Consider the following 17,743-nt stretch of genomic DNA (forward strand, 5'->3'; position numbering starts at 1 on the left):
AAAAAAGCCTGCCCCAGGCTTGTCAACGTCCACAAATTTAATGATAATAATTCGCATTACCGTTAGCTATCGCAACTCATCATGATCGTCTGCGTGTGCAAGTCCGTTTCCGATCGCAAGATTCGCGCGTCCCTCGCAGAGGGCGTGAACTCTTTCGATGAACTCCAGTTCGAGCTTGGCGTGGCCACGTGCTGCGGCAAGTGCGAGGAGTCCGTACGCGACCTCATGGCCGAACAAGGCGTCTGCGCGAGCCGGTGCGGTGTCGAGCATCATGCTCACCCGATCCCGGTCACGTTCTACGAACGCAAGGCCGCCTGACCGGCGCCGAGTGTGCGCATGCGGCCCAGGCCGCATTTTTTGTTTTGACCGTCAGCAAGCCACCGTCTGCGCGAGCCAGCGGCTTACCTGCCAAGGAGCCTGTCATGGAATTGCTGATCGGATTTGTGACCACCGTTTGCATCTCGCTGCTGATCTTCCGCAAGTGATGCCGATTCACCCGCCGCGCCCCGGGTGCGACATCGTTCTTTCAAGCTAACATGCAGGCTTCGCATCTCGCTCCTGCCGGCGCCGTGCCGGCTGCACCACGTATGAATCCCCGAGTGATCGTCGTCGCGGTCGGTGTGCTTGCCGCACATGCGATCATGCTGACGGCCGCCTGGCTCCATCGCAACGCGCCGCCGCCGCCGAAGGAGATCGAGGTTCAGTCGATCACCGCGCAGCTCATTCCGCCTGCCCCTCCTGCCCAGCCGGTCGCGGTCCAGTCGGCCGCGCAGCAGCCTACGCCGCCCAAGCCCACGCCGCGCGTGAAGCCGAAGGTCGAGCCGAAGCCGGTGCAGAAGGCGGTCCCGACGCCTCAGCCCGTCTCGCAGGCACCGTCGCCCACGCCCGCGCCGGCAGTGGCCGATCCGACACCGGCTCCCGCCGCGCCGGCGCCTGCTGCCCCGGCTGCAGCACCCGGCCCCGCGCGCGAGACGATGCAGGTCAGCGCACCGAAGAACGTGTCGGCACTCACCTGCAATTTCGTCAAGCCGACCTATCCGTCGATGTCGCGCCGTCGCGGCGAAACGGGCACGGCCTATGTTCACTTCATCATCGGCGTGACGGGCAAGATCGAAAGCGTCCAGTTGCAGAAGAGCAGCGGCTACCCGCGTCTCGACGAAGCCGCGCTCGAGGCGACGCGCGCCAGCACCTGTCCGCCGTATATCGAGAACGGCCAGGCGATCCGTGCCGCCCATACGCTGCCCTTCAACTTCACGCTTGACGATTAACCCGTCATATTCGGTAGATTCAAAGGAAACAAGAAAATGCAAAGCTACGGTATCGCGCACGTCTGGGCGCAAGGTGATTTCGTCACGCGCGCCATCGCGATCACGCTGCTCGTGATGTCGGTCCTGTCGTGGATCGTGATCGTCATCAAGGGCTGGAACGTGATCCGCCTGAACCGCCTGACGAAGAACGCCGAACAGGCATTCTGGCATTCGGACAACTTCGACGACGGCATCAAGAAGCTCGGCCTCGCCGCATCGACGCCGAACGACAACCCGTTCCTCGCCCTCGCACTGTCGGGCAAGGAAGCCGCCGATCACCACCACCAGACGCAACCGCACCTGCACGACCGCATGGACGTGTCGGACTGGGTCACGCGCTGCCTGAAGGACACGATGGACGAAGGCATCTCGCGCATGCAGAGCGGTCTCGCGATCCTCGCGTCGATCGGCAGCACGGCGCCGTTCGTCGGCCTGTTCGGTACGGTCTGGGGGATCTACCACGCCCTGCTCGCGATCGGCGCATCCGGCCAGACGTCGATCGACCAGGTCGCGGGCCCGGTCGGCGAATCGCTGATCATGACGGCCTTCGGCCTGTTCGTCGCGATTCCCGCCGTGCTCGGCTACAACGCACTCACCCGCGCGAACAAGGGCGTCGTCAGCAAGCTGCGCCGCTTCGCGCACGGTCTGCATGCGTATTTCGTGACGGGCGCGAGCCTGGCCTCGTCGTCGACGCGCGACGGCCTGCGTCTCGCGACGCGCGCCAGCTGAGGCGGGGTGAACCATGGCAATGAACACCGGTTTCAGCGACGATGACGACGATGCAGTGATGAGCGAGATCAACATGACGCCGCTCGTCGACGTCATGCTCGTACTCCTGATCATTTTCCTCGTGACGATCCCGGCGATGCAGCATGCGGTGAAGATCGACCTGCCGCACGCCAGCAGCCAGCCCGTCGACGAAAAGCCGCAGACGGTCGACGTCGCGATCCAGGGTGACGGCACGATCCTGTGGGACGACCACACGGTCACGCGCGCCCAATTGCAGGAACGCATCGCGGAAGCGGCAAAACGCACGCCACAACCGGAGTTGCACCTTCGTGCGGATCGCAAGGTCGCGTACGAACACGTCGCGGAAGTGATGTCGGATGCGCAGGCTGGCGGCTTGACGAAGCTCGGCTTCGTGACGGAGCCGGGCGCGAAAGCGAAGTAACGCACGCACGTCTTGCGGTAACGCATCGCCGGCCGCACCTCGCCGGCCGCGCACAAAGTAAAAGGCCTTCATCGCCAGATGAAGGCCTTTTTTCATGCGCACGCGGGCGCCTTCGGGCGGCGGGCTCTTTGGCGGTATCGGTTGCGCCTCGAGCAACGCAAATGCGACTCTGCCGTGGTCTGCACGGACTGCGCGTTCTGCCCTATCTGGCTCACAATATATGCGGCCACCTGATTTCGCTCAGAACTTCCTTCACGAAATGGGATTTCAATATAGGCCCGCGCGCACGCGCATTCAAGGGTCCGGCGATTGAAACTTGCGATTGCAGGCGACGCTTCAATGACAAAACAAATTTGCGTCGCCGTGCGCGTCGTGTTCAGGTCGCCGAAACATCGGCCGCCGCTTCCTTCTTCGCGCGTTCCGGGCACCCCGGATCCTGGTAGGCGCCGTGATCGAGCTTCTCGACCAGATAGTCGACGAACGCACGCACCGCGGGCGGCATCCCCTGCCGCGACACGAACACCGCGTACAGTTGCGGCACCGGCAGCGTCCAGCCCGGCATCACCGGCGACAATTGCCCCGCGCGCAGCGCGTTGCCGTACATCATCTCCGGCAATGCCGCGATGCCGAGGCCATCGAGCACGGCTTCACGGATCGTCATCAGGTCGGCCGTCACGAGCCGCGGGTCGTGCTCGTGCACGTGACGCGTTCCGTCCGGCGCGATCAGGTTGAACACGTGCCGCCCGTCGACGCTCGGCGTATCGAGTGTCTCGAAGCCGCTCAGGTCGTCCGGCACCAGCGGCGGCGCATTCTGGCTCAGCAGGCTCGGCGCGCCCACCAGCATCTGCTCGGTGCGCCACAGCGGCCGCACGACGATGTTCGCGTTCTGCGGCGGCTCCGAGCGCACGCGTAGCGCGACGTCGATCGAATCCTCGAACAGGTCGATCACGCGATTCGTCACGCGGACGTGCACCTTCACCTCGGGATAGCGACGCAGGAATTCGGGCAGGATGCGCGACAGCATCGTCTGCGACAGCGTCACGGGCACGCTGACGCGCACCGAGCCGCGTGGCGACGAGCGCAACTGCTGCACCGCGTTCATCGCCGCCTGCGCTTCCGCCAGCATCGCCTGGCAATGCTGGTAGAACAGTTCCCCCGCCTCGGTCAGCGCGAGCTTGCGTGTGGAGCGCTGCAACAGGCGCACGCCGAGCGCCGCCTCGAGTTCGGTCAGGCGCCGCGACAGGCGCGATTTCGAGATGCCCAGCACGCGCTCCGCGGCCGAGAAACCGCCATGTTCGACGACCTGCGAAAAGTACATGAGGTCGTTCAGGTTATGTGCATCGATATTCATCTCGTCGTTCCATTTTCAGAACAATCCATTGCGAACCGTCGCGAATCGAACGGTAAAACGCCCAATATAATAGCGCTATGTTTCAAAAATAACGCTATTCCGATCATTTCGAGGGTATCCGCATGACGACCGCTCGCTCGCTTGACCGCACCTATCCCGCGCTTCGCACGACCGAAGGCGGCGGCTTCGCGGTTCATCGCCCGTTCCCGACCCGGCTGCTGATGGATTTCGATCCGTTCCTGCTGCTCGACGAAATGGGCCCCGTCGACTACGCGCCCGGCGAAGCCAAGGGCGCCCCCGACCATCCGCATCGCGGCTTCGAGACCGTGACCTACGCGCTCGACGGGCGCTTCCGCCATCGCGACTCGTCCGGCCATGCCGGCACGCTCGGCCCGGGCGACGTGCAATGGATGACGGCGGGCGCCGGCGTCGTGCACAGCGAGATGCCGGATCCGGAATTCGCGCAGGCAGGCGGTCGCGCCCACGGTTTCCAGCTGTGGGTCAACCTGCCGCGCCGCGACAAGCTGATCGCGCCGCGCTACCAGGAGATCCCCGCCGGCCGCATCCCGACCGCCACCTCACCTGACGGCCGCGCGCGGGTGCGCGTGATCGCAGGCGAAGCGTTCGGCGTCCGCGCCGCGATCGAAACACGTACACCGATCCTCTACCAGCATTTCACGTTGCAGCCGGGCGCCACGGTCACGCAGACCGTTCCGGCAGGCTATCGCGTGTTCGCCTATCCGATCGACGGAACGGGCCGCTACGGGCCCGCCAGGCAGGCGGTCGACGCACGGCACATGGTCGTGTACTGCGATGACGGCGACACGGTCACGTTCGCCGCCGGCGACACGTCGCTCGACCTGCTGCTGATCGGCGGCGTGCCGCTCAACGAGCCGATCGTTCGCTACGGCCCGTTCGTGATGAACACCGAGGAAGAGATCCGGCAGGCGGTCGTCGACTACCAGACCGGTCGCATGGGGCGCATCGAAGCATGACGCCCGGACGGGCGCGCAGGTGCCGCGAAACTGCCCGTTTTGCGTCACAATGACTTCTTGAACCACGTGGCCGCCCGCCACCAGAAGGAACCCGTCCCCTTGAACTTCGAACATCTGATCCAGATCAATTCCGACGATCCGGCCGTGCCGACCCTCACCCGCGACCAGCTCTGGGAAGGTCTCGTGTTGCGCGCCGAACAGCCGCAACTGTTCGTGCTCGGTCTCGACAGCTGCGTCGTCCACGAACGGACGGACACGACGCTCGAACGTGAACTGCACTACGGTCACGCGACCGTGCGCGACCACGTCACGTTCACGCCGAACCAGCAGGTTCGCTACGACATCCTCGCCGCCGATGGCGAGATCGGCGGCTCGCTGACGATGACGATCGAGGAACGCGACGACCACGAGCTGTTCCTGCGTTTCGAATACCGCACGACGCTGGTCGTCACGGACGACAGCGAAGACGCGCGTCAGACGCACGGGATCGTCAAGGAAGCGTACCGCACGTCGGATATCGACACGGTCCGCCTGATCCGCGAGTACGCGCAGGGCCGCAAGGATCCCGATCCGCTGCACTGAACCCGACGGCGGCCAGTGGGCCGCCCCTTTGACTCAAGCTATCGAGCTCGCCATTTCGATCGATAAAGAGTTTTTGTAAATGGGAATAGTTATCATTTAGAATTCATTCCATCGTATCGACAGTCACCGATCAAGCGAATGACCGACACCCTGCGCCAAACCCCGACCACGCTGACCTTGCGCCGCACGACCGGCACCGCAGGCAGCAGCCGTCAGAAGACGGCAGCGGTCACCACGCCGGCGAAACCCGCCGGCAACCGCGAAGCAGGCACGCGGGTCGTCAGCAGCGATGCGCTGCTGCAAGGCCAAAGCCACGTCAGCATCGCGCATAACGGAGAGACCTATCAGTTGCGCGCCACACGGCTGGGCAAACTGATCCTGACGAAGTAAGACAGCGTATTGTGGGGACCACCTCCCTGAGAGGTGTTGGGCAGTAGCCAGCGTAACGGCTTGCACGCGAGATCTAGACCCCTTCGTGCAAACACACTCAAGCAGCCGTTGCAGCAAGCCAAGCCACTTTTTTTGGTTCTCGCACAAGGAAGAAAAAAAGCGACACGTCCTTCGACGTGTCGCTTTTTTGTTTGGGTGCCCGACGCGTGAAGCATGCCGCCCGGGTTCGATACCGCGTCGCTGCGCGACCGCCGAAGCGGCGCGCGATCCGCTTCAGAAACCCCAGAACATCAACCACCATGCACTGTCGATGACGGCAAGCGCGACGGCGAACCACACGAATGCCGCAAGCCGGCGCGGCCAGCCCGCATAGCGGCCCGTCACTTTCCACGCGAGCCACGCACTCCATGCGTTGGCGCCGACCAGGATCGCGATGCGCACATCGGCCGCCCAGCCGAGCGGTACATGCTCGGCACGCAGCAACGACAGGGTCGTGGCCGACAGGCCAAGGAACACACCCGCGCCTGCAATCGGAATCAACGCCTGCGCAAGATGATGCAGCCGCACGCGATCGAAGCGGCCGAGCATCAGCGTCGCGCCGGCCAGCAACACCAGCAGCGCAGTACCGTACACGAGCCCCGTGCCGACGATATAGCTGATGACCAGCCCGCCGTCGAGCCACGAGAACACGTCGTTGCGATCCGGATAGTGCGTGAGCAGGAACCACGGCGCATTGGTCTCGAGCGGCCACGTGATGTCATGGTCGATCAGCCAGCCGGCGAGCCATTGCTTGATCTGCACGAACCACGGGCTGACGGTCCAGTGGAACGCACCGATCGCGACGCCGAGCAGGCCGTACAGGATCAGCGCGGTGTCCCACGGGTTCGCCTGCTGCGCGCCGAGGTTCACGACCTCGTCGGACGGCGAGCGCAACGACAGCGAGATCGCATCCCGGTGCCCGCTGCAGCGGCCGCACATGTGGCAGTCCGCCGCGCCCTTCATGTTGCGCAACGGCACGAGCGGCGCGCAGTTGATCGGGATCACGCGATGCCCATGCTCGCCGTTCTTGTACGACCGGCGCCATGCATCCTCGTCGACCTTGTAGCGCATCGGCGCGAGCCGCGCGAGCAGCCCGAACACGCCGTTGACCGGGCACAGGTACTTGCACCACACGCGCTTTTCGCGGCCGTACAGCAAGCCGATCACGATCGCACCGACGGTCGAGCCGCCAAGCACGAACAGCACCGCGAGCGGGTACTGGTACACGCTCACCATCTGCCCGTAGATCGTCGTGAGTCCGAACGCGACGAACGGCCAGCCGCCCCACCGCATCCAGCGCGGAATCGGGCCGCCACGGCCGAACTTGCTCGCGAATTCGGTGAGCGCACCTTCGGGACACAGCACGCCGCACCAGACACGGCCGAGCATCACCATCGACAGCAGCACGAACGGCCACCAGATGCCCCAGAACGTGAATTGCGCGATCAGCGTGAGGTTGTTCCACAGGTGTGCGGTGTCGTCCGGCAGCGGCAACACCGCCGGCACGATGATCAGGAACGCATAGACGGCGACGACGGCCCACTGGATGCCGCGGATCAGCGCACCGTGGCGCTGCATCCATTGGCCGGCCTGCGCGAGCCAGCCCTGCTTGGCTGCGGCGACCACGCTCATGCCGCGCGACCTGCCGCGACCGCCGGACGACGGCTCGCGCGCTTCATCAGCAGCCAGACCACCGCCCAGTACACCGCATACGCGACCAGGTTGGTCAGCGCCGGGTGGGCACGATAGCCGGTCAGCGTGGCGACGAGCGAGCCGAACGTGCCCGAATCATCGAGGATCGCGGACGTGTCCCACACCTGCGAAATGCCGAGCGGCAGGATTTCCTTGTCGATCAGCTTGTCGACGCCCGTCTGGAACAAACCTGCGCCGAGGAACAGCAGCATCACTTCCGTGACGCGGAAGAAATGCCGCCACGAGAAGTACTTGCCGCCGAGTTGCAGCAGATAGAACGTGAGGAACGCGAGGCCGAGGCCGATCACGACCGCGAGCATCTGGCTGCCGTCGACGTGCCCCGACTGGCCGAAACCGAGACCGTACAGGAAGATCACCGTCTCGCTGCCTTCGCGCGCGATCGCGAGCGCGACCAGCACCGCGACACCCCACCAGTTCGAATCGCGCGTGCTCTGCTGCAGCGATTGCTCCATGTCGCGCTTCAGCGTGCGGCCGTGCCGGCGCATCCACAGCACCATCTGCACGATCAGCACGCATGCGATCAGCACCATGGCGGTCTGGAAGTAGTCCTGCGCGTCGCCGGACAGCACTTCGGTGAAACCGACCAGTGCGGCACCGAGGCCTACGGCCATCAGCAAGCCGACACCGACGCCGGTCCAGAGAAAAGGCAGGCCACGGCGCGCGTCGTCGTCGCCGTTTTTCAGCCATGCATAGAGAATGCCGACGACGAGCAGCGCTTCGACGCTCTCCCGCCAGACGATGAACAAGATCTGACCCATCGATACCTCCTGACGCGCGGTACACCAGGCAGGCGCGCCCGCGCGCAGATAAAACGCATTACTTCGCGACGATCACGCCCTGCGCCTGCTGGTGGAAATCGTCGAAAAACTTGTATTCACCCGGTGACAACGGTGCGACGACCACGAACGAATCGGCGCCCGGCGCAAGTACCTTCTCCTTGCGCAGTTGCACGCTCTCGAATTCGGCGGCGCCCTTGCCGGTGTTCTTGATCTCGATCTTGAAACGCTGGCCGGCCGGTACTTCGATGCGGGCGGGGTTCAGCTTGCCGTCCGTCATCTCGAGCTTGAACGTCGGCAGATCGGCAGCGTACGCTGCGCCGGCAAGCCACAGCGCAGCGGCTGCGGCAACGATTTTCTGGGGAATTTTCATTCTGGGTTCTCTACGCCGACGGCGCGCCGAAGCGCGCCGTTCGTGATGCCACCGATCAGTAACCGCCCTTCTTGCCGATACCGGCGAACGGGAAGTCGTACTCGAGGGTAATGGGCTTGAACCATGCGCCCACGCCCGTTTCCTTGTCGATGTGACGGCCGAACGCCATGTGGCCCGTCTGCATCGGCGGCTTGACGACCATCGTCAGGTGGTACTTGCCCGGGCCGTTCAGCTTCACGTTGTCGCCGTAGTGCGGGCCGTCGCTCGCGACCATGCCCATCAGGTCGCCTTCAGCCTTCCACTTCGTGTCGCCCTGCTTCGTCAGCTTGTACGTGACCTGCAGGTACGGCATCCAGTCGCCTTCCGCGAAACCCGTCGGGTTGTTCTTGACCGCATGGATGTCGGCCTCGAGGTGGATGTCGGAATCCGACGCCTTGCGCATCATCCCTTCCGGGTCCATCGTGATCGGCTGCAGGTACACCGCGCCGATTTCCATGCCGCCCTGGATCTGCTGCTTGCCGATCGGATATTCGGCAGCCGAAGCCGACATCGCGGCAAGCGCCGCCGCTACCGCCACCGTCGTGCGGATGAACGAAGAACCCAACATGGACACTCCTTGTTATTTGATCTGGAACCATGCGGACCGACCACCGGCCGGCCCACTGAAAACACTAACGCGACGAAGAACGTTAATGCGAACAATTCTCAATAATCACGAAGTTTAGCACCGAACCTGTTTCGGAACAAACGAAGAGCCGTGTAAACCCCTGATCCGACAAGGCTTACAGGTTCGTTACCGCAGGGTTTCGGTGACGCTTGGAAAGATTTATCGGCCGCCGCTGACGTGATCGCCGACGTTCGCGCCGAACACGCGCTCACGCAGCAGCGCAAGTTGGTCGCGGGTCGCGGCGGCCTTCTCGAACTCGAGATTCTTCGCGTAGTCGGCCATCTGCTTTTCGAGGCGCTTGATTTCCTTGGCGAGCTGCTTTTCCGACATGTCCTCGAATTTCGCGCGCTGCTGCGCTTCCTTCAGCTCCGCGCGCGCCTCGTCCGCGTTGTAGACGCCGTCGATGATGTCCTTGATGCGCTTCACGACACCGCGCGGCGTGATGCCCATCTTTTCGTTGTGGGCGATCTGCTTCGCCCGGCGCCGCTCGGTCTCGCCGATCGCGCGCTTCATCGACTCGGTCATGTTGTCCGCGTAGAGGATCGCCTTGCCGTTCACGTTCCGCGCCGCGCGGCCGATCGTCTGGATCAGCGAGCGCTCCGCGCGCAGGAAGCCTTCCTTGTCCGCGTCGAGGATCGCGACGAGCGACACCTCGGGAATGTCGAGCCCTTCCCGCAGCAGGTTGATCCCGACCAGCACGTCGAACGTGCCGAGCCGCAGGTCGCGGATGATCTCGACGCGCTCGACCGTGTCGATGTCGCTGTGCAGGTAACGCACCTTGACCCCGTGATCGGCGAGAAACTCGGTGAGCTGCTCGGCCATGCGCTTGGTCAGCACGGTGATCAGCACGCGCTCCTCGGCCTTCACGCGCGCGTTGATCTCGGCCAGCACGTCGTCGACCTGCGAGCTCGCCGGCCGCACTTCGATTTCCGGATCGACGAGGCCCGTCGGCCGCACGACCTGTTCGGCGATCTGCCCGGTCACGCGCTTCTCGTAGTCGGCCGGCGTGGCCGACACGAACACGACCTGGCGCATCTTGCGTTCGAACTCGGGGAACTTCAGCGGCCGGTTGTCCAGCGCCGACGGCAACCGGAACCCGTAGTTGACGAGGTTTTCCTTGCGTGCGCGGTCGCCGTTGTACATGCCGTTCAGCTGGCCGATCAGCACGTGCGACTCGTCGAGCAGCATCAGCGCATCGGGCGGCAGGTAGTCGACGAGGGTCGGCGGCGGATCGCCAGGCGCCGCGCCCGAGAAATGTCGCGAGTAGTTCTCGATGCCCTTGCAGAAGCCGAGCTCCTGCAGCATCTCGAGATCGAAGCGCGTGCGCTGCTCGAGGCGCTGCGCCTCGACGAGCTTGCCGTCTTTGTGAAAGAACTCGAGCCGCTCGCGCAATTCGTCCTTGATCGTCTCGACCGCGCGCATCACGGTGTCGCGCGGCGTCACGTAGTGCGACGACGGATACACGGTGAAGCGCGGGATCTTCTGCCGCACGCGCCCCGTCAGCGGGTCGAACAGTTGCAGCGTCTCCACCTCGTCGTCGAACAGTTCGACGCGTACGGCCAGTTCCGCGTGTTCGGCCGGGAAGATGTCGATCGTGTCGCCGCGCACGCGGAACGTGCCGCGCTGGAAATCCTGCTCGTTGCGCGTGTATTGCATCGCAATCAGCCGCGCGATCACGTCGCGCTGGCCGAGCTTGTCGCCGGCGCGCAGCGTCAGGATCATCTGGTGGTATTCGGACGGGTTGCCGATACCGTAGATCGCCGACACCGTCGCGACGATCACGACGTCGCGACGCTCCATCAGGCTCTTCGTCGCCGACAGCCGCATCTGCTCGATGTGCTCGTTGATCGACGAGTCCTTCTCGATGAACAGGTCGCGCTGCGGCACGTACGCTTCCGGCTGGTAATAGTCGTAGTACGAGACGAAGTACTCGACCGCGTTGCGCGGGAAGAACTCGCGAAATTCCGAGTAGAGCTGCGCGGCGAGCGTCTTGTTCGGCGCGAACACGATCGCCGGACGGCCGAGCCGCGCGATCGTGTTCGCCATCGTGAAGGTCTTGCCCGAACCTGTCACGCCGAGCAGCGTCTGGAACGAGAGACCGTCCTCGACCCCTTCGACGAGCGTCTGGATCGCAGTCGGCTGGTCGCCTGCGGGCGGATACGGCTGATACAGCTGGAACGGCGACCCTTCGAAGGTCACGAATTTCGATTCGTCGAGCGCGTCGCCGGTTTCGGCTTTATGTTCGGACATGGAATGCGGCCGGAGCGAGGGCAAAGAAAGCATTCTAGCGCTTCGCGGCCTCGCGAACTGCTGCCGGCTCCTGACGCGCGACGGCCGCCCGAAATCGCGATTCCCGGCCGAATTTCGCCGCCGAAACGCCGCCCCCGCCTGCGTGAATTCGCTACAATGTCAGGCTGCTGCGCTTTCCGGCGTCGTGCCTGCCCGCGCGCGGTCCATCCACCGCGCCCGCCCCGCCCGTTGAAAGCCTGACCCTCTTTTCACTACTGCCGAATCATCATGTCGCTCTTCTCTGCTGTCCAGCTTGCTCCCCGCGACCCGATCCTGGGCCTGAACGAAGCCTTCAACGCCGATGCGCGTCCGACCAAGGTCAACCTCGGCGTCGGTGTGTATACGAACGAAGAAGGCAAGATTCCGCTGCTGCGCGCGGTTCGTGAAGCAGAGAAGGTGCGTGTCGAGGCCGGCCTGCCGCGCGGCTACCTGCCGATCGACGGCATCGCCGCCTACGATGCGGCCGTGCAGAAGCTGCTGCTCGGCAACGACTCGCCGCTGATCTCAGCCGGCCGCGTGGTCACGGCCCAGGCACTGGGCGGCACGGGTGCACTGAAGATCGGCGCAGATTTCCTGCGCACCGTGAACCCGAACGCGAAGGTCGCGATCAGCGATCCGAGCTGGGAAAACCACCGCGCGCTGTTCGAAGCAGCCGGCTTCGAAGTCGTTGCGTACCCGTATTACGACGCTGCCACCAACGGTGTGAACTTCGAAGGCATGCTGTCGGCACTGAACGGCTACGCGGCAGGTACGGTCGTCGTGCTGCACGCGTGCTGCCATAACCCGACCGGCGTGGACCTGACCGAGGCGCAATGGCAACAGGTCGTCGACGTCGTGAAGGCGCGCAACCTCGTGCCGTTCCTCGACATGGCCTACCAGGGTTTCGGCGAAAGCATCGAGGCCGATGCCGCTGCCGTGCGCCTGTTTGCCGCGGCTGACCTGAACGCATTCGTGTCGTCGTCGTTCTCGAAGTCGTTCTCGCTGTACGGCGAGCGCGTCGGCGCACTGTCGATCATCACGTCGAGCAAGGAAGAAGCGACGCGCGTGCTGTCGCAACTGAAGCGCGTGATCCGCACGAACTACTCGAACCCGCCGACCCATGGCGGCGCCGTGGTCGCAGCGGTGCTCGCATCGCCGGAACTGCACGCTTCGTGGGTGCAGGAACTCGGTGAAATGCGCGATCGCATCCGCGCAATGCGCAATGGTCTCGTCGAGCGCCTGAAGGCAAGCGGCGTCGATCGCGATTTCAGCTTCATCAATGAGCAGCGCGGGATGTTCTCGTATTCGGGCCTGACCTCGGCGCAAGTCGATCGCCTGCGCGACGAGTTCGGCATCTACGCAGTCGGCACGGGCCGGATCTGCGTCGCCGCACTGAACACGCGCAACCTCGACGCGGTCGCCAATGCGGTCGCAGCGGTCCTGAAGTAACACGGCTTGAGCAGGCGGCAGCCGTCATCGGCCCCGCCCTGCCAAAATGAAAAACGCGCTCCGTGGAGCGCGTTTTTTTATGCCTTTGACCGGCGGGCAGCGACCCCGCCCGCCCCCGCATCACTGCATGAACCAGCCGTGGCTGACGACGATCGACTGGCCCGTGAGCGCGGCGCTCGGAAAGGCCGACAGGAACAGCACCGTCTGCGCGACGTCCTGAACGGTCGTGAACACGCCGTCGACCGTATTGCCGAGCATCACCTTCTTCACCACTTCCTCTTCGCTGATCCCGAGCTCCTTCGCCTGCTCCGGAATCTGCTTGTCGACCAGCGGCGTGCGCACGAAGCCCGGACACACGACGTGCGAGCGCACGTTGTGCTTCGCGCCTTCCTTCGCCAGCACGCGGGCCAGGCCGAGCAGGCCGTGCTTGGCCGTCACGTACGCCGACTTCAGCGGCGACGCTTCGTGCGAATGCACCGAACCCATGTAGATCACGACACCGCCGCGATCGTCCTTGTACATGTGCTTGAGCGCCGCCTTGGTCGTCAGGAACGCGCCGTCGACGTGGATCGCCTGCATCTTCTTCCAGTCGGCAAACGAATAGTTCTCGATCGGGTTGACGATCTGGATGCCCGCGTTCGACACGAGGATGTCGACCGAGCCGAACGTTTCGGCCACCTTGTCGATGCCGCTGTTCACGGCTTCCTCGTTCGTCACGTCCATCGCGACGCCGATCGCCTTGCCGCCCGCCTTGACGATCTCGTCGGCGACCGCGTTCGCGCCGTCCTGGTTCAGGTCGGCGATCGCGACGGCCGCGCCCGCTTTCGCGAGCTCGAGTGCGATTTCCTTGCCGATGCCGCTTGCGGCGCCAGTGACGACTGCGGTCTTGCCGCTCAGATCTGCTGCCATGTCCGTCTCCTCCCGTTGTCGGATCGATAAAACACGCGCCCGCCGCATCCGCTACCGTCGCGCGATCGTGCTGGCGGGCCAGCCGTCATTGTGCACGATCGGCCCCGCCGTTCGCGCGCAAAACGTCTAAGCTTAAGGTCGGTTCCATCACGCAGGAGGTTCCGCATGCACTATCGACGGCTAGGCCGCTCCGGCCTGCAGATCAGCGAGCTTTCGCTCGGTTCGTGGGTGACGTACGGCAACCAGGTCGACCAGCGGGTCGCGCGTGAATGCCTGGCTGCGGCGCGCGACGCTGGCGTCAATTTCTTCGACAACGCCGAGGTCTACGCCGGCGGCAAGTCCGAGGAAATCATGGGCCACGCGCTCAAGACGCTCGACTGGCCGCGCATCAGCTACATCGTGTCCACGAAATTCTTCTGGGGGCTCGCCGAAGCGCCGAACCAGTATCACACGCTGAACCGGAAATACCTGCTGAACGCCATCGACGGCTCGCTGCGCCGGCTGCAACTCGACTATGTCGACCTCGTCTATTGCCATCGCCCCGATCCGAACACGCCGATCGAGGAAACCGTCTGGGCGATGAGCGACATGATCGTGCGCGGCAAGGCGCTGTACTGGGGCACGTCGGAATGGAGTGCCGACGAGATCCGTGCTGCATGCGAGATCGCCGAGCGGCATCACCTGCACAAGCCGGTCGTCGAGCAGCCGCAGTACAACCTGTTCCACCGCACGCGGGTCGAACAGGAATATGCGCGGCTCTACGAAGACTACGGTCTCGGCCTCACGACCTGGAGCCCGCTGGCATCGGGCCTGCTCACCGGCAAGTACCGTAACGGCGTGCCGCCCGGCAGCCGCGCACAGTTACAGGGTTACGACTGGATGCGCGACCGCCTGACCAATCCGGCCGCCAACGACATCGTCGAACGGCTCGGCACAATTGCAGCCGAGCTCGGCTGCAGCACTGCCCAACTCGCGATCGCGTGGGTACTCGCCAATCCGCGCGTGAGTTCGGTCATCACAGGCGCGTCGCGGGTCGAGCAGATCAGTGACAACATGCGCGCGCTCGACGTTGCCGCGAAGCTGACGCCGGATGTGAAGCAACGCATCGAGGAGGTGGTCGGCGATGCGTACGAGTAAGGCGATGCGCGGCCACTCGCGTACAATAGCGGCCCGCATCGGCGCCCGGCCTGACGGCCGCGCACGATCGATCGCTTTCACCGATTCACCTTTCGTTTCAGGCAGCCCGCCATGCTCAGTTATCGTCACGGTTTTCACGCAGGCAACCACGCGGACGTGCTCAAGCACGCCGTCGTCGTCCAGCTGCTGCGCTACCTGAACAAGAAGGACAAGTCTTACTGGTACATCGACACGCATGCAGGCGCCGGGGTGTACTCGCTGCGCGACGGCTACGCGGCGAAGACGTCGGAATTCGACACCGGCATCGGCCGGCTGTGGAACGAAAAGAACCTGCCGGAGGTGCTGGGCGACTATGTGGATGAAGTACGCGCGCTGAACGACGACGGCGAACTGCGCTTCTACCCGGGTTCCCCGTACATCGCATGGCGATCGATGCGCGAGCAGGACCGCATGCGCCTGTTCGAAATGCACACGACAGAAATCGACGTGCTGCGCCACAATTTCCGCGATGCGGGCCGACGCGCAATGATTTTCGCCGGCGACGGCTTCGAAGGCATCAAGGCGTTGCTGCCGCCGCCGCCGCGACGCGCACTCGTGCTGATCGACCCGTCCTACGAGGACAAGAAGGATTACGCGCGCACGGTGGCATGCGTGACGGAGTGTCTGAAGCGTTTCGCGACGGGCTGCTATGCAGTCTGGTACCCGCAGGTGACCCGGACGGAATCGCAGCGTTTTCCCGAGCAGCTGAAGCGCCTGCAACCGAACAACTGGCTGCACCTGACACTGACGGTATCAAATCCGCCGACTGACGGGCTGGGTCTCTACGGCAGCGGGATGTTCATTCTGAATCCGCCGTATACGCTCGCCCAGAGCATGAACGAGGCACTGCCCTACCTGGTCGAGATGCTCGGACAGGATAGCGGCGCCCGCTGCCAGATCGAGCACCGCGGAAACTGATCGGGCGACTGGCCGTTACGGCTGAGGTCTCGGTGCGAGCCTCGGCTGGTTGGCCGGCTGCCCACCCCATGCGGGGACATTGATATACGGCGCGACGAACAGCGGAACCGACGTGTTCGGCGCCTGCCCGGCCGGAGCCCGCATCCCGGCCGGCTCGACGATCGGCTCGGAAGACAACGGTGCCGTTTGCAGCACCAACCCGCCCTTGCCGTCCTGGATACCGCGTTGCGTATCGAGAATCAGCGGCTTGGACGACGTCGCGGCAACAGCCGCGAGCCCGTGGATCAGCACCGCCGCGCCCAGAACGAGACGCGCGCGGGCACTTCGACGCACATCGAGACGCAAACGCATGATCGTGTCCTTCAGGATGAAAAGCAGGTGCATACCATAGCGCTGCACTGACGATTGCGCCAGATCCGGCGCACAAAAAACAAAGCCCCGTCAAATACGGGGCTTGCTTATCGCTCGGTGCCACATGGCACCTGACGGTGACTCCGATTACAGCGAGTAGCCGTTGGTTTCGAGCGAGCGGATGCGGCTCTCGAGCTGGACGATGTCCGACGACGTGGCAAGGTAGGCCTCACGGCGTTCACGTTCTGCGGATTCGAACCAGTTGCTCAGCTTTTCGACGATGTAGGCGATCATGACGTTCTCCAAGGAAGGGGGACCCCTGGTGAATCGGTGTTCAGGGATTTCCCGTATAGGGTTATCCCGAATTATAGCGATGCCGCACCAAGATGCTAGTGAAATACTTGCATGGAAACCATTCCCAATCGGAATGGCTGGCTACCGACATCACATAACCCGTTGATTTTTATGAAAATCGAGTCAAGGCCTGATTTTGACGTCGAGCGATTGCACTAATTTGGTTCACCGACGGGGTCGGACAAACGCGCCAAAATCGGGCATTCTGGCCGCCCGTCACCGTGACAGTGCGCGGCAAGATCGGCCAGTGTATCGCGCATGTCGCTCAGCTCGGCGATGCGCTTGTCGAGTTCGGCCACATGCTCGAGGGCAATCGACTTTACTTCGGCGCTCGCGCGGGAACGGTCTTGCCAGAGCATCAGCAGCTTGCGGATGTCCTCGACGAGAAAGCCAAGGCGTCGCGCCTGACGGATGAAGCGCAGGATATGGATCTCGTCTGCGCCGTAGATCCGGTAGCCGGCATCAGTTCGCTTGCTTGGCGCAAGCAGGCCGACCTGTTCGTAGTACCGGATCATCTTTGCGCTGACTCCGGATTCGCGCGACGCGTCGCCGATATTCATTCCGCCCTCTCCATCAAGCCCTTATTTCGAACATGAACGTCAACGTGTGCGATCGCCGACGACACGTCGATCGTATCAAATCGCGTAGTTTCGTTCCGGGGTAAGGATTGACGGCAGGATGGCGGCTGATTGATCTGGCGTGCGTGCCGTTGGTATGTGGAGGATGGTGTGCCCTTCTGTCATCCAGGAGGTGTGCTCGATACCAGGTGCGTCGCGCATTTCTGCCGCGCAAATGCAAAAACCCCCGCCTTTCGGACGGGGGTTCTTGGCTTAGGGAGCCTGACGATTACCTACTTTCACACGGGAATCCGCACTATCATCGGCGTAGAGTCGTTTCACGGTCCTGTTCGGGATGGGAAGGGGTGGGACCGACTCGCTATGGTCATCAGGCAAA

20 protein-coding genes and 1 rRNA gene are annotated in these 17,743 nt (G+C 63.7%); 10 read left to right on the forward strand and 11 right to left on the reverse strand.

Features of this window, described 5'->3' with window-relative positions; translation table 11 throughout:
* Positions 1-81: 81 nt before the first annotated feature.
* The 4 genes from CFB47_RS12915 to CFB47_RS12930 all read left to right on the forward strand — a co-directional run bounded on the left by CFB47_RS12915 (position 82) and on the right by CFB47_RS12930 (position 2,478).
* Positions 82-318: a bacterioferritin-associated ferredoxin gene (locus CFB47_RS12915; RefSeq protein WP_039370093.1), complete on the forward strand. Its 237-nt coding sequence runs from the start codon at positions 82-84 to the stop codon at positions 316-318.
* 218 nt (positions 319-536) lie between these two features.
* Positions 537-1,268 carry an energy transducer TonB gene (locus CFB47_RS12920; protein ID WP_089456529.1) on the forward strand — a complete coding sequence of 244 codons (732 nt, stop codon included), beginning with the start codon at positions 537-539 and terminating at the stop codon, positions 1,266-1,268.
* A gap of 36 nt (positions 1,269-1,304) precedes the next feature.
* Positions 1,305-2,036, forward strand: a complete 732-nt coding sequence (locus CFB47_RS12925; RefSeq protein WP_089440626.1) for a MotA/TolQ/ExbB proton channel family protein — start codon at positions 1,305-1,307, stop codon at positions 2,034-2,036.
* A gap of 13 nt (positions 2,037-2,049) precedes the next feature.
* A complete protein-coding gene (locus tag CFB47_RS12930; RefSeq protein ID WP_039370086.1) occupies positions 2,050-2,478 on the forward strand; it encodes a biopolymer transporter ExbD in 429 nt (142 codons plus the stop codon).
* Between the two features lie 376 nt (positions 2,479-2,854).
* Here CFB47_RS12930 and CFB47_RS12935 read toward each other — a convergent pair whose 3' ends face one another.
* The gene (locus tag CFB47_RS12935) at positions 2,855-3,829 is read right to left on the reverse strand and encodes a LysR family transcriptional regulator (RefSeq protein ID WP_069248441.1); all 975 of its coding nucleotides are present in this window, start codon (positions 3,827-3,829) and stop codon (positions 2,855-2,857) included.
* Positions 3,830-3,951: 122 nt separating this feature from the next.
* Here CFB47_RS12935 and CFB47_RS12940 point away from each other — a divergent pair, with 122 nt between their 5' ends.
* The 3 genes from CFB47_RS12940 to hemP all read left to right on the forward strand — a co-directional run bounded on the left by CFB47_RS12940 (position 3,952) and on the right by hemP (position 5,796).
* On the forward strand, positions 3,952-4,824 hold the full coding sequence (locus CFB47_RS12940; RefSeq protein WP_089461316.1) for a pirin family protein: 873 nt from the start codon (positions 3,952-3,954) through the stop codon (positions 4,822-4,824).
* A gap of 99 nt (positions 4,825-4,923) precedes the next feature.
* Positions 4,924-5,406, forward strand: coding sequence for an SRPBCC family protein (locus CFB47_RS12945; protein ID WP_039370078.1), 483 nt, complete (start codon positions 4,924-4,926; stop codon positions 5,404-5,406).
* 138 nt (positions 5,407-5,544) lie between these two features.
* Positions 5,545-5,796 (forward strand): hemin uptake protein HemP, encoded by a 252-nt coding sequence (gene hemP / locus CFB47_RS12950; protein ID WP_089440628.1) that lies wholly within the window; start codon positions 5,545-5,547, stop codon positions 5,794-5,796.
* 273 nt (positions 5,797-6,069) lie between these two features.
* Here the strand turns inward: hemP and CFB47_RS12955 are convergent, their stop codons facing one another.
* The 5 genes from CFB47_RS12955 to uvrB form a co-directional block, all read right to left on the reverse strand.
* The gene (locus CFB47_RS12955) at positions 6,070-7,467 is read right to left on the reverse strand and encodes a 4Fe-4S binding protein (RefSeq protein WP_089461317.1); all 1,398 of its coding nucleotides are present in this window, start codon (positions 7,465-7,467) and stop codon (positions 6,070-6,072) included.
* Positions 7,464-8,306, reverse strand: coding sequence for an FTR1 family protein (locus tag CFB47_RS12960; RefSeq protein ID WP_089440629.1), 843 nt, complete (start codon positions 8,304-8,306; stop codon positions 7,464-7,466). The genes CFB47_RS12955 and CFB47_RS12960 overlap by 4 nt, the downstream gene beginning before the upstream one ends.
* Before the next feature lie 58 nt (positions 8,307-8,364).
* The gene (locus tag CFB47_RS12965; RefSeq protein ID WP_027786891.1) at positions 8,365-8,697 is read right to left on the reverse strand and encodes a cupredoxin domain-containing protein; all 333 of its coding nucleotides are present in this window, start codon (positions 8,695-8,697) and stop codon (positions 8,365-8,367) included.
* 55 nt (positions 8,698-8,752) lie between these two features.
* Positions 8,753-9,304, reverse strand: coding sequence for an iron transporter (locus tag CFB47_RS12970; protein WP_021163417.1), 552 nt, complete (start codon positions 9,302-9,304; stop codon positions 8,753-8,755).
* 219 nt (positions 9,305-9,523) lie between these two features.
* A complete protein-coding gene (gene uvrB, locus CFB47_RS12975; protein ID WP_089461318.1) occupies positions 9,524-11,614 on the reverse strand; it encodes an excinuclease ABC subunit UvrB in 2,091 nt (696 codons plus the stop codon).
* Between the two features lie 267 nt (positions 11,615-11,881).
* Between uvrB and CFB47_RS12980 the strand changes: the two genes are divergently transcribed.
* Entirely contained in the window at positions 11,882-13,081 is a 1,200-nt protein-coding gene (locus CFB47_RS12980; protein WP_089461319.1) for an amino acid aminotransferase, read from the forward strand.
* 120 nt (positions 13,082-13,201) lie between these two features.
* Here the strand turns inward: CFB47_RS12980 and CFB47_RS12985 are convergent, their stop codons facing one another.
* The gene (locus CFB47_RS12985) at positions 13,202-13,990 is read right to left on the reverse strand and encodes a 3-hydroxybutyrate dehydrogenase (RefSeq protein ID WP_089440632.1); all 789 of its coding nucleotides are present in this window, start codon (positions 13,988-13,990) and stop codon (positions 13,202-13,204) included.
* Between the two features lie 165 nt (positions 13,991-14,155).
* On the opposite strand from CFB47_RS12985, the gene CFB47_RS12990 reads away from it, so the two are divergent.
* Entirely contained in the window at positions 14,156-15,127 is a 972-nt protein-coding gene (locus CFB47_RS12990; RefSeq protein ID WP_089456534.1) for an aldo/keto reductase, read from the forward strand.
* A 111-nt stretch (positions 15,128-15,238) separates the two neighbouring features.
* Positions 15,239-16,084 (forward strand): 23S rRNA (adenine(2030)-N(6))-methyltransferase RlmJ, encoded by an 846-nt coding sequence (locus tag CFB47_RS12995; RefSeq protein WP_089456535.1) that lies wholly within the window; start codon positions 15,239-15,241, stop codon positions 16,082-16,084.
* Positions 16,085-16,099: 15 nt separating this feature from the next.
* On the opposite strand, the gene CFB47_RS13000 is transcribed toward CFB47_RS12995, so the two are convergent.
* From CFB47_RS13000 to rrf, 4 genes are all read right to left on the reverse strand, one after another.
* Positions 16,100-16,468, reverse strand: coding sequence for a hypothetical protein (locus CFB47_RS13000; RefSeq protein WP_179258941.1), 369 nt, complete (start codon positions 16,466-16,468; stop codon positions 16,100-16,102).
* Between the two features lie 114 nt (positions 16,469-16,582).
* Positions 16,583-16,729: a DUF3563 family protein gene (locus CFB47_RS13005; RefSeq protein ID WP_006478295.1), complete on the reverse strand. Its 147-nt coding sequence runs from the start codon at positions 16,727-16,729 to the stop codon at positions 16,583-16,585.
* A 215-nt stretch (positions 16,730-16,944) separates the two neighbouring features.
* Positions 16,945-17,349 carry a Cu(I)-responsive transcriptional regulator gene (cueR, locus tag CFB47_RS13010; RefSeq protein WP_041493104.1) on the reverse strand — a complete coding sequence of 135 codons (405 nt, stop codon included), beginning with the start codon at positions 17,347-17,349 and terminating at the stop codon, positions 16,945-16,947.
* 277 nt (positions 17,350-17,626) lie between these two features.
* Positions 17,627-17,739, reverse strand: a 5S ribosomal RNA gene (rrf, locus tag CFB47_RS13015).
* Positions 17,740-17,743: the final 4 nt, after the last annotated feature.

The organism is Burkholderia sp. AU27893 (genome assembly GCF_002223205.1).
GTDB lineage: Bacteria > Pseudomonadota > Gammaproteobacteria > Burkholderiales > Burkholderiaceae > Burkholderia.

What these genes read in the sequence shown, in the direction of transcription:
- CFB47_RS12965 (WP_027786891.1), bottom strand. Translation starts at nt 8,697, where the DNA reads ATGAAAATTCCCCAGAAAATCGTTGCCGCAGCCGCTGCGCTGTGGCTT.
- CFB47_RS12990 (WP_089456534.1), top strand. Translation starts at nt 14,156, where the DNA reads ATGCACTATCGACGGCTAGGCCGCTCCGGCCTGCAGATCAGCGAGCTT.
- CFB47_RS12930 (WP_039370086.1), top strand. Translation starts at nt 2,050, where the DNA reads ATGGCAATGAACACCGGTTTCAGCGACGATGACGACGATGCAGTGATG.
- CFB47_RS12925 (WP_089440626.1), top strand. Translation starts at nt 1,305, where the DNA reads ATGCAAAGCTACGGTATCGCGCACGTCTGGGCGCAAGGTGATTTCGTC.
- CFB47_RS12915 (WP_039370093.1), top strand. Translation starts at nt 82, where the DNA reads ATGATCGTCTGCGTGTGCAAGTCCGTTTCCGATCGCAAGATTCGCGCG.
- CFB47_RS12935 (WP_069248441.1), bottom strand. Translation starts at nt 3,829, where the DNA reads ATGAATATCGATGCACATAACCTGAACGACCTCATGTACTTTTCGCAG.
- CFB47_RS12960 (WP_089440629.1), bottom strand. Translation starts at nt 8,306, where the DNA reads ATGGGTCAGATCTTGTTCATCGTCTGGCGGGAGAGCGTCGAAGCGCTG.
- CFB47_RS12980 (WP_089461319.1), top strand. Translation starts at nt 11,882, where the DNA reads ATGTCGCTCTTCTCTGCTGTCCAGCTTGCTCCCCGCGACCCGATCCTG.
- CFB47_RS12940 (WP_089461316.1), top strand. Translation starts at nt 3,952, where the DNA reads ATGACGACCGCTCGCTCGCTTGACCGCACCTATCCCGCGCTTCGCACG.
- CFB47_RS12970 (WP_021163417.1), bottom strand. Translation starts at nt 9,304, where the DNA reads ATGTTGGGTTCTTCGTTCATCCGCACGACGGTGGCGGTAGCGGCGGCG.
- CFB47_RS12995 (WP_089456535.1), top strand. Translation starts at nt 15,239, where the DNA reads ATGCTCAGTTATCGTCACGGTTTTCACGCAGGCAACCACGCGGACGTG.
- CFB47_RS13000 (WP_179258941.1), bottom strand. Translation starts at nt 16,468, where the DNA reads ATGCACCTGCTTTTCATCCTGAAGGACACGATCATGCGTTTGCGTCTC.
- CFB47_RS12985 (WP_089440632.1), bottom strand. Translation starts at nt 13,990, where the DNA reads ATGGCAGCAGATCTGAGCGGCAAGACCGCAGTCGTCACTGGCGCCGCA.
- hemP (WP_089440628.1), top strand. Translation starts at nt 5,545, where the DNA reads ATGACCGACACCCTGCGCCAAACCCCGACCACGCTGACCTTGCGCCGC.
- uvrB (WP_089461318.1), bottom strand. Translation starts at nt 11,614, where the DNA reads ATGTCCGAACATAAAGCCGAAACCGGCGACGCGCTCGACGAATCGAAA.
- CFB47_RS12920 (WP_089456529.1), top strand. Translation starts at nt 537, where the DNA reads ATGCAGGCTTCGCATCTCGCTCCTGCCGGCGCCGTGCCGGCTGCACCA.
- cueR (WP_041493104.1), bottom strand. Translation starts at nt 17,349, where the DNA reads ATGAATATCGGCGACGCGTCGCGCGAATCCGGAGTCAGCGCAAAGATG.
- CFB47_RS12955 (WP_089461317.1), bottom strand. Translation starts at nt 7,467, where the DNA reads ATGAGCGTGGTCGCCGCAGCCAAGCAGGGCTGGCTCGCGCAGGCCGGC.
- CFB47_RS13005 (WP_006478295.1), bottom strand. Translation starts at nt 16,729, where the DNA reads ATGATCGCCTACATCGTCGAAAAGCTGAGCAACTGGTTCGAATCCGCA.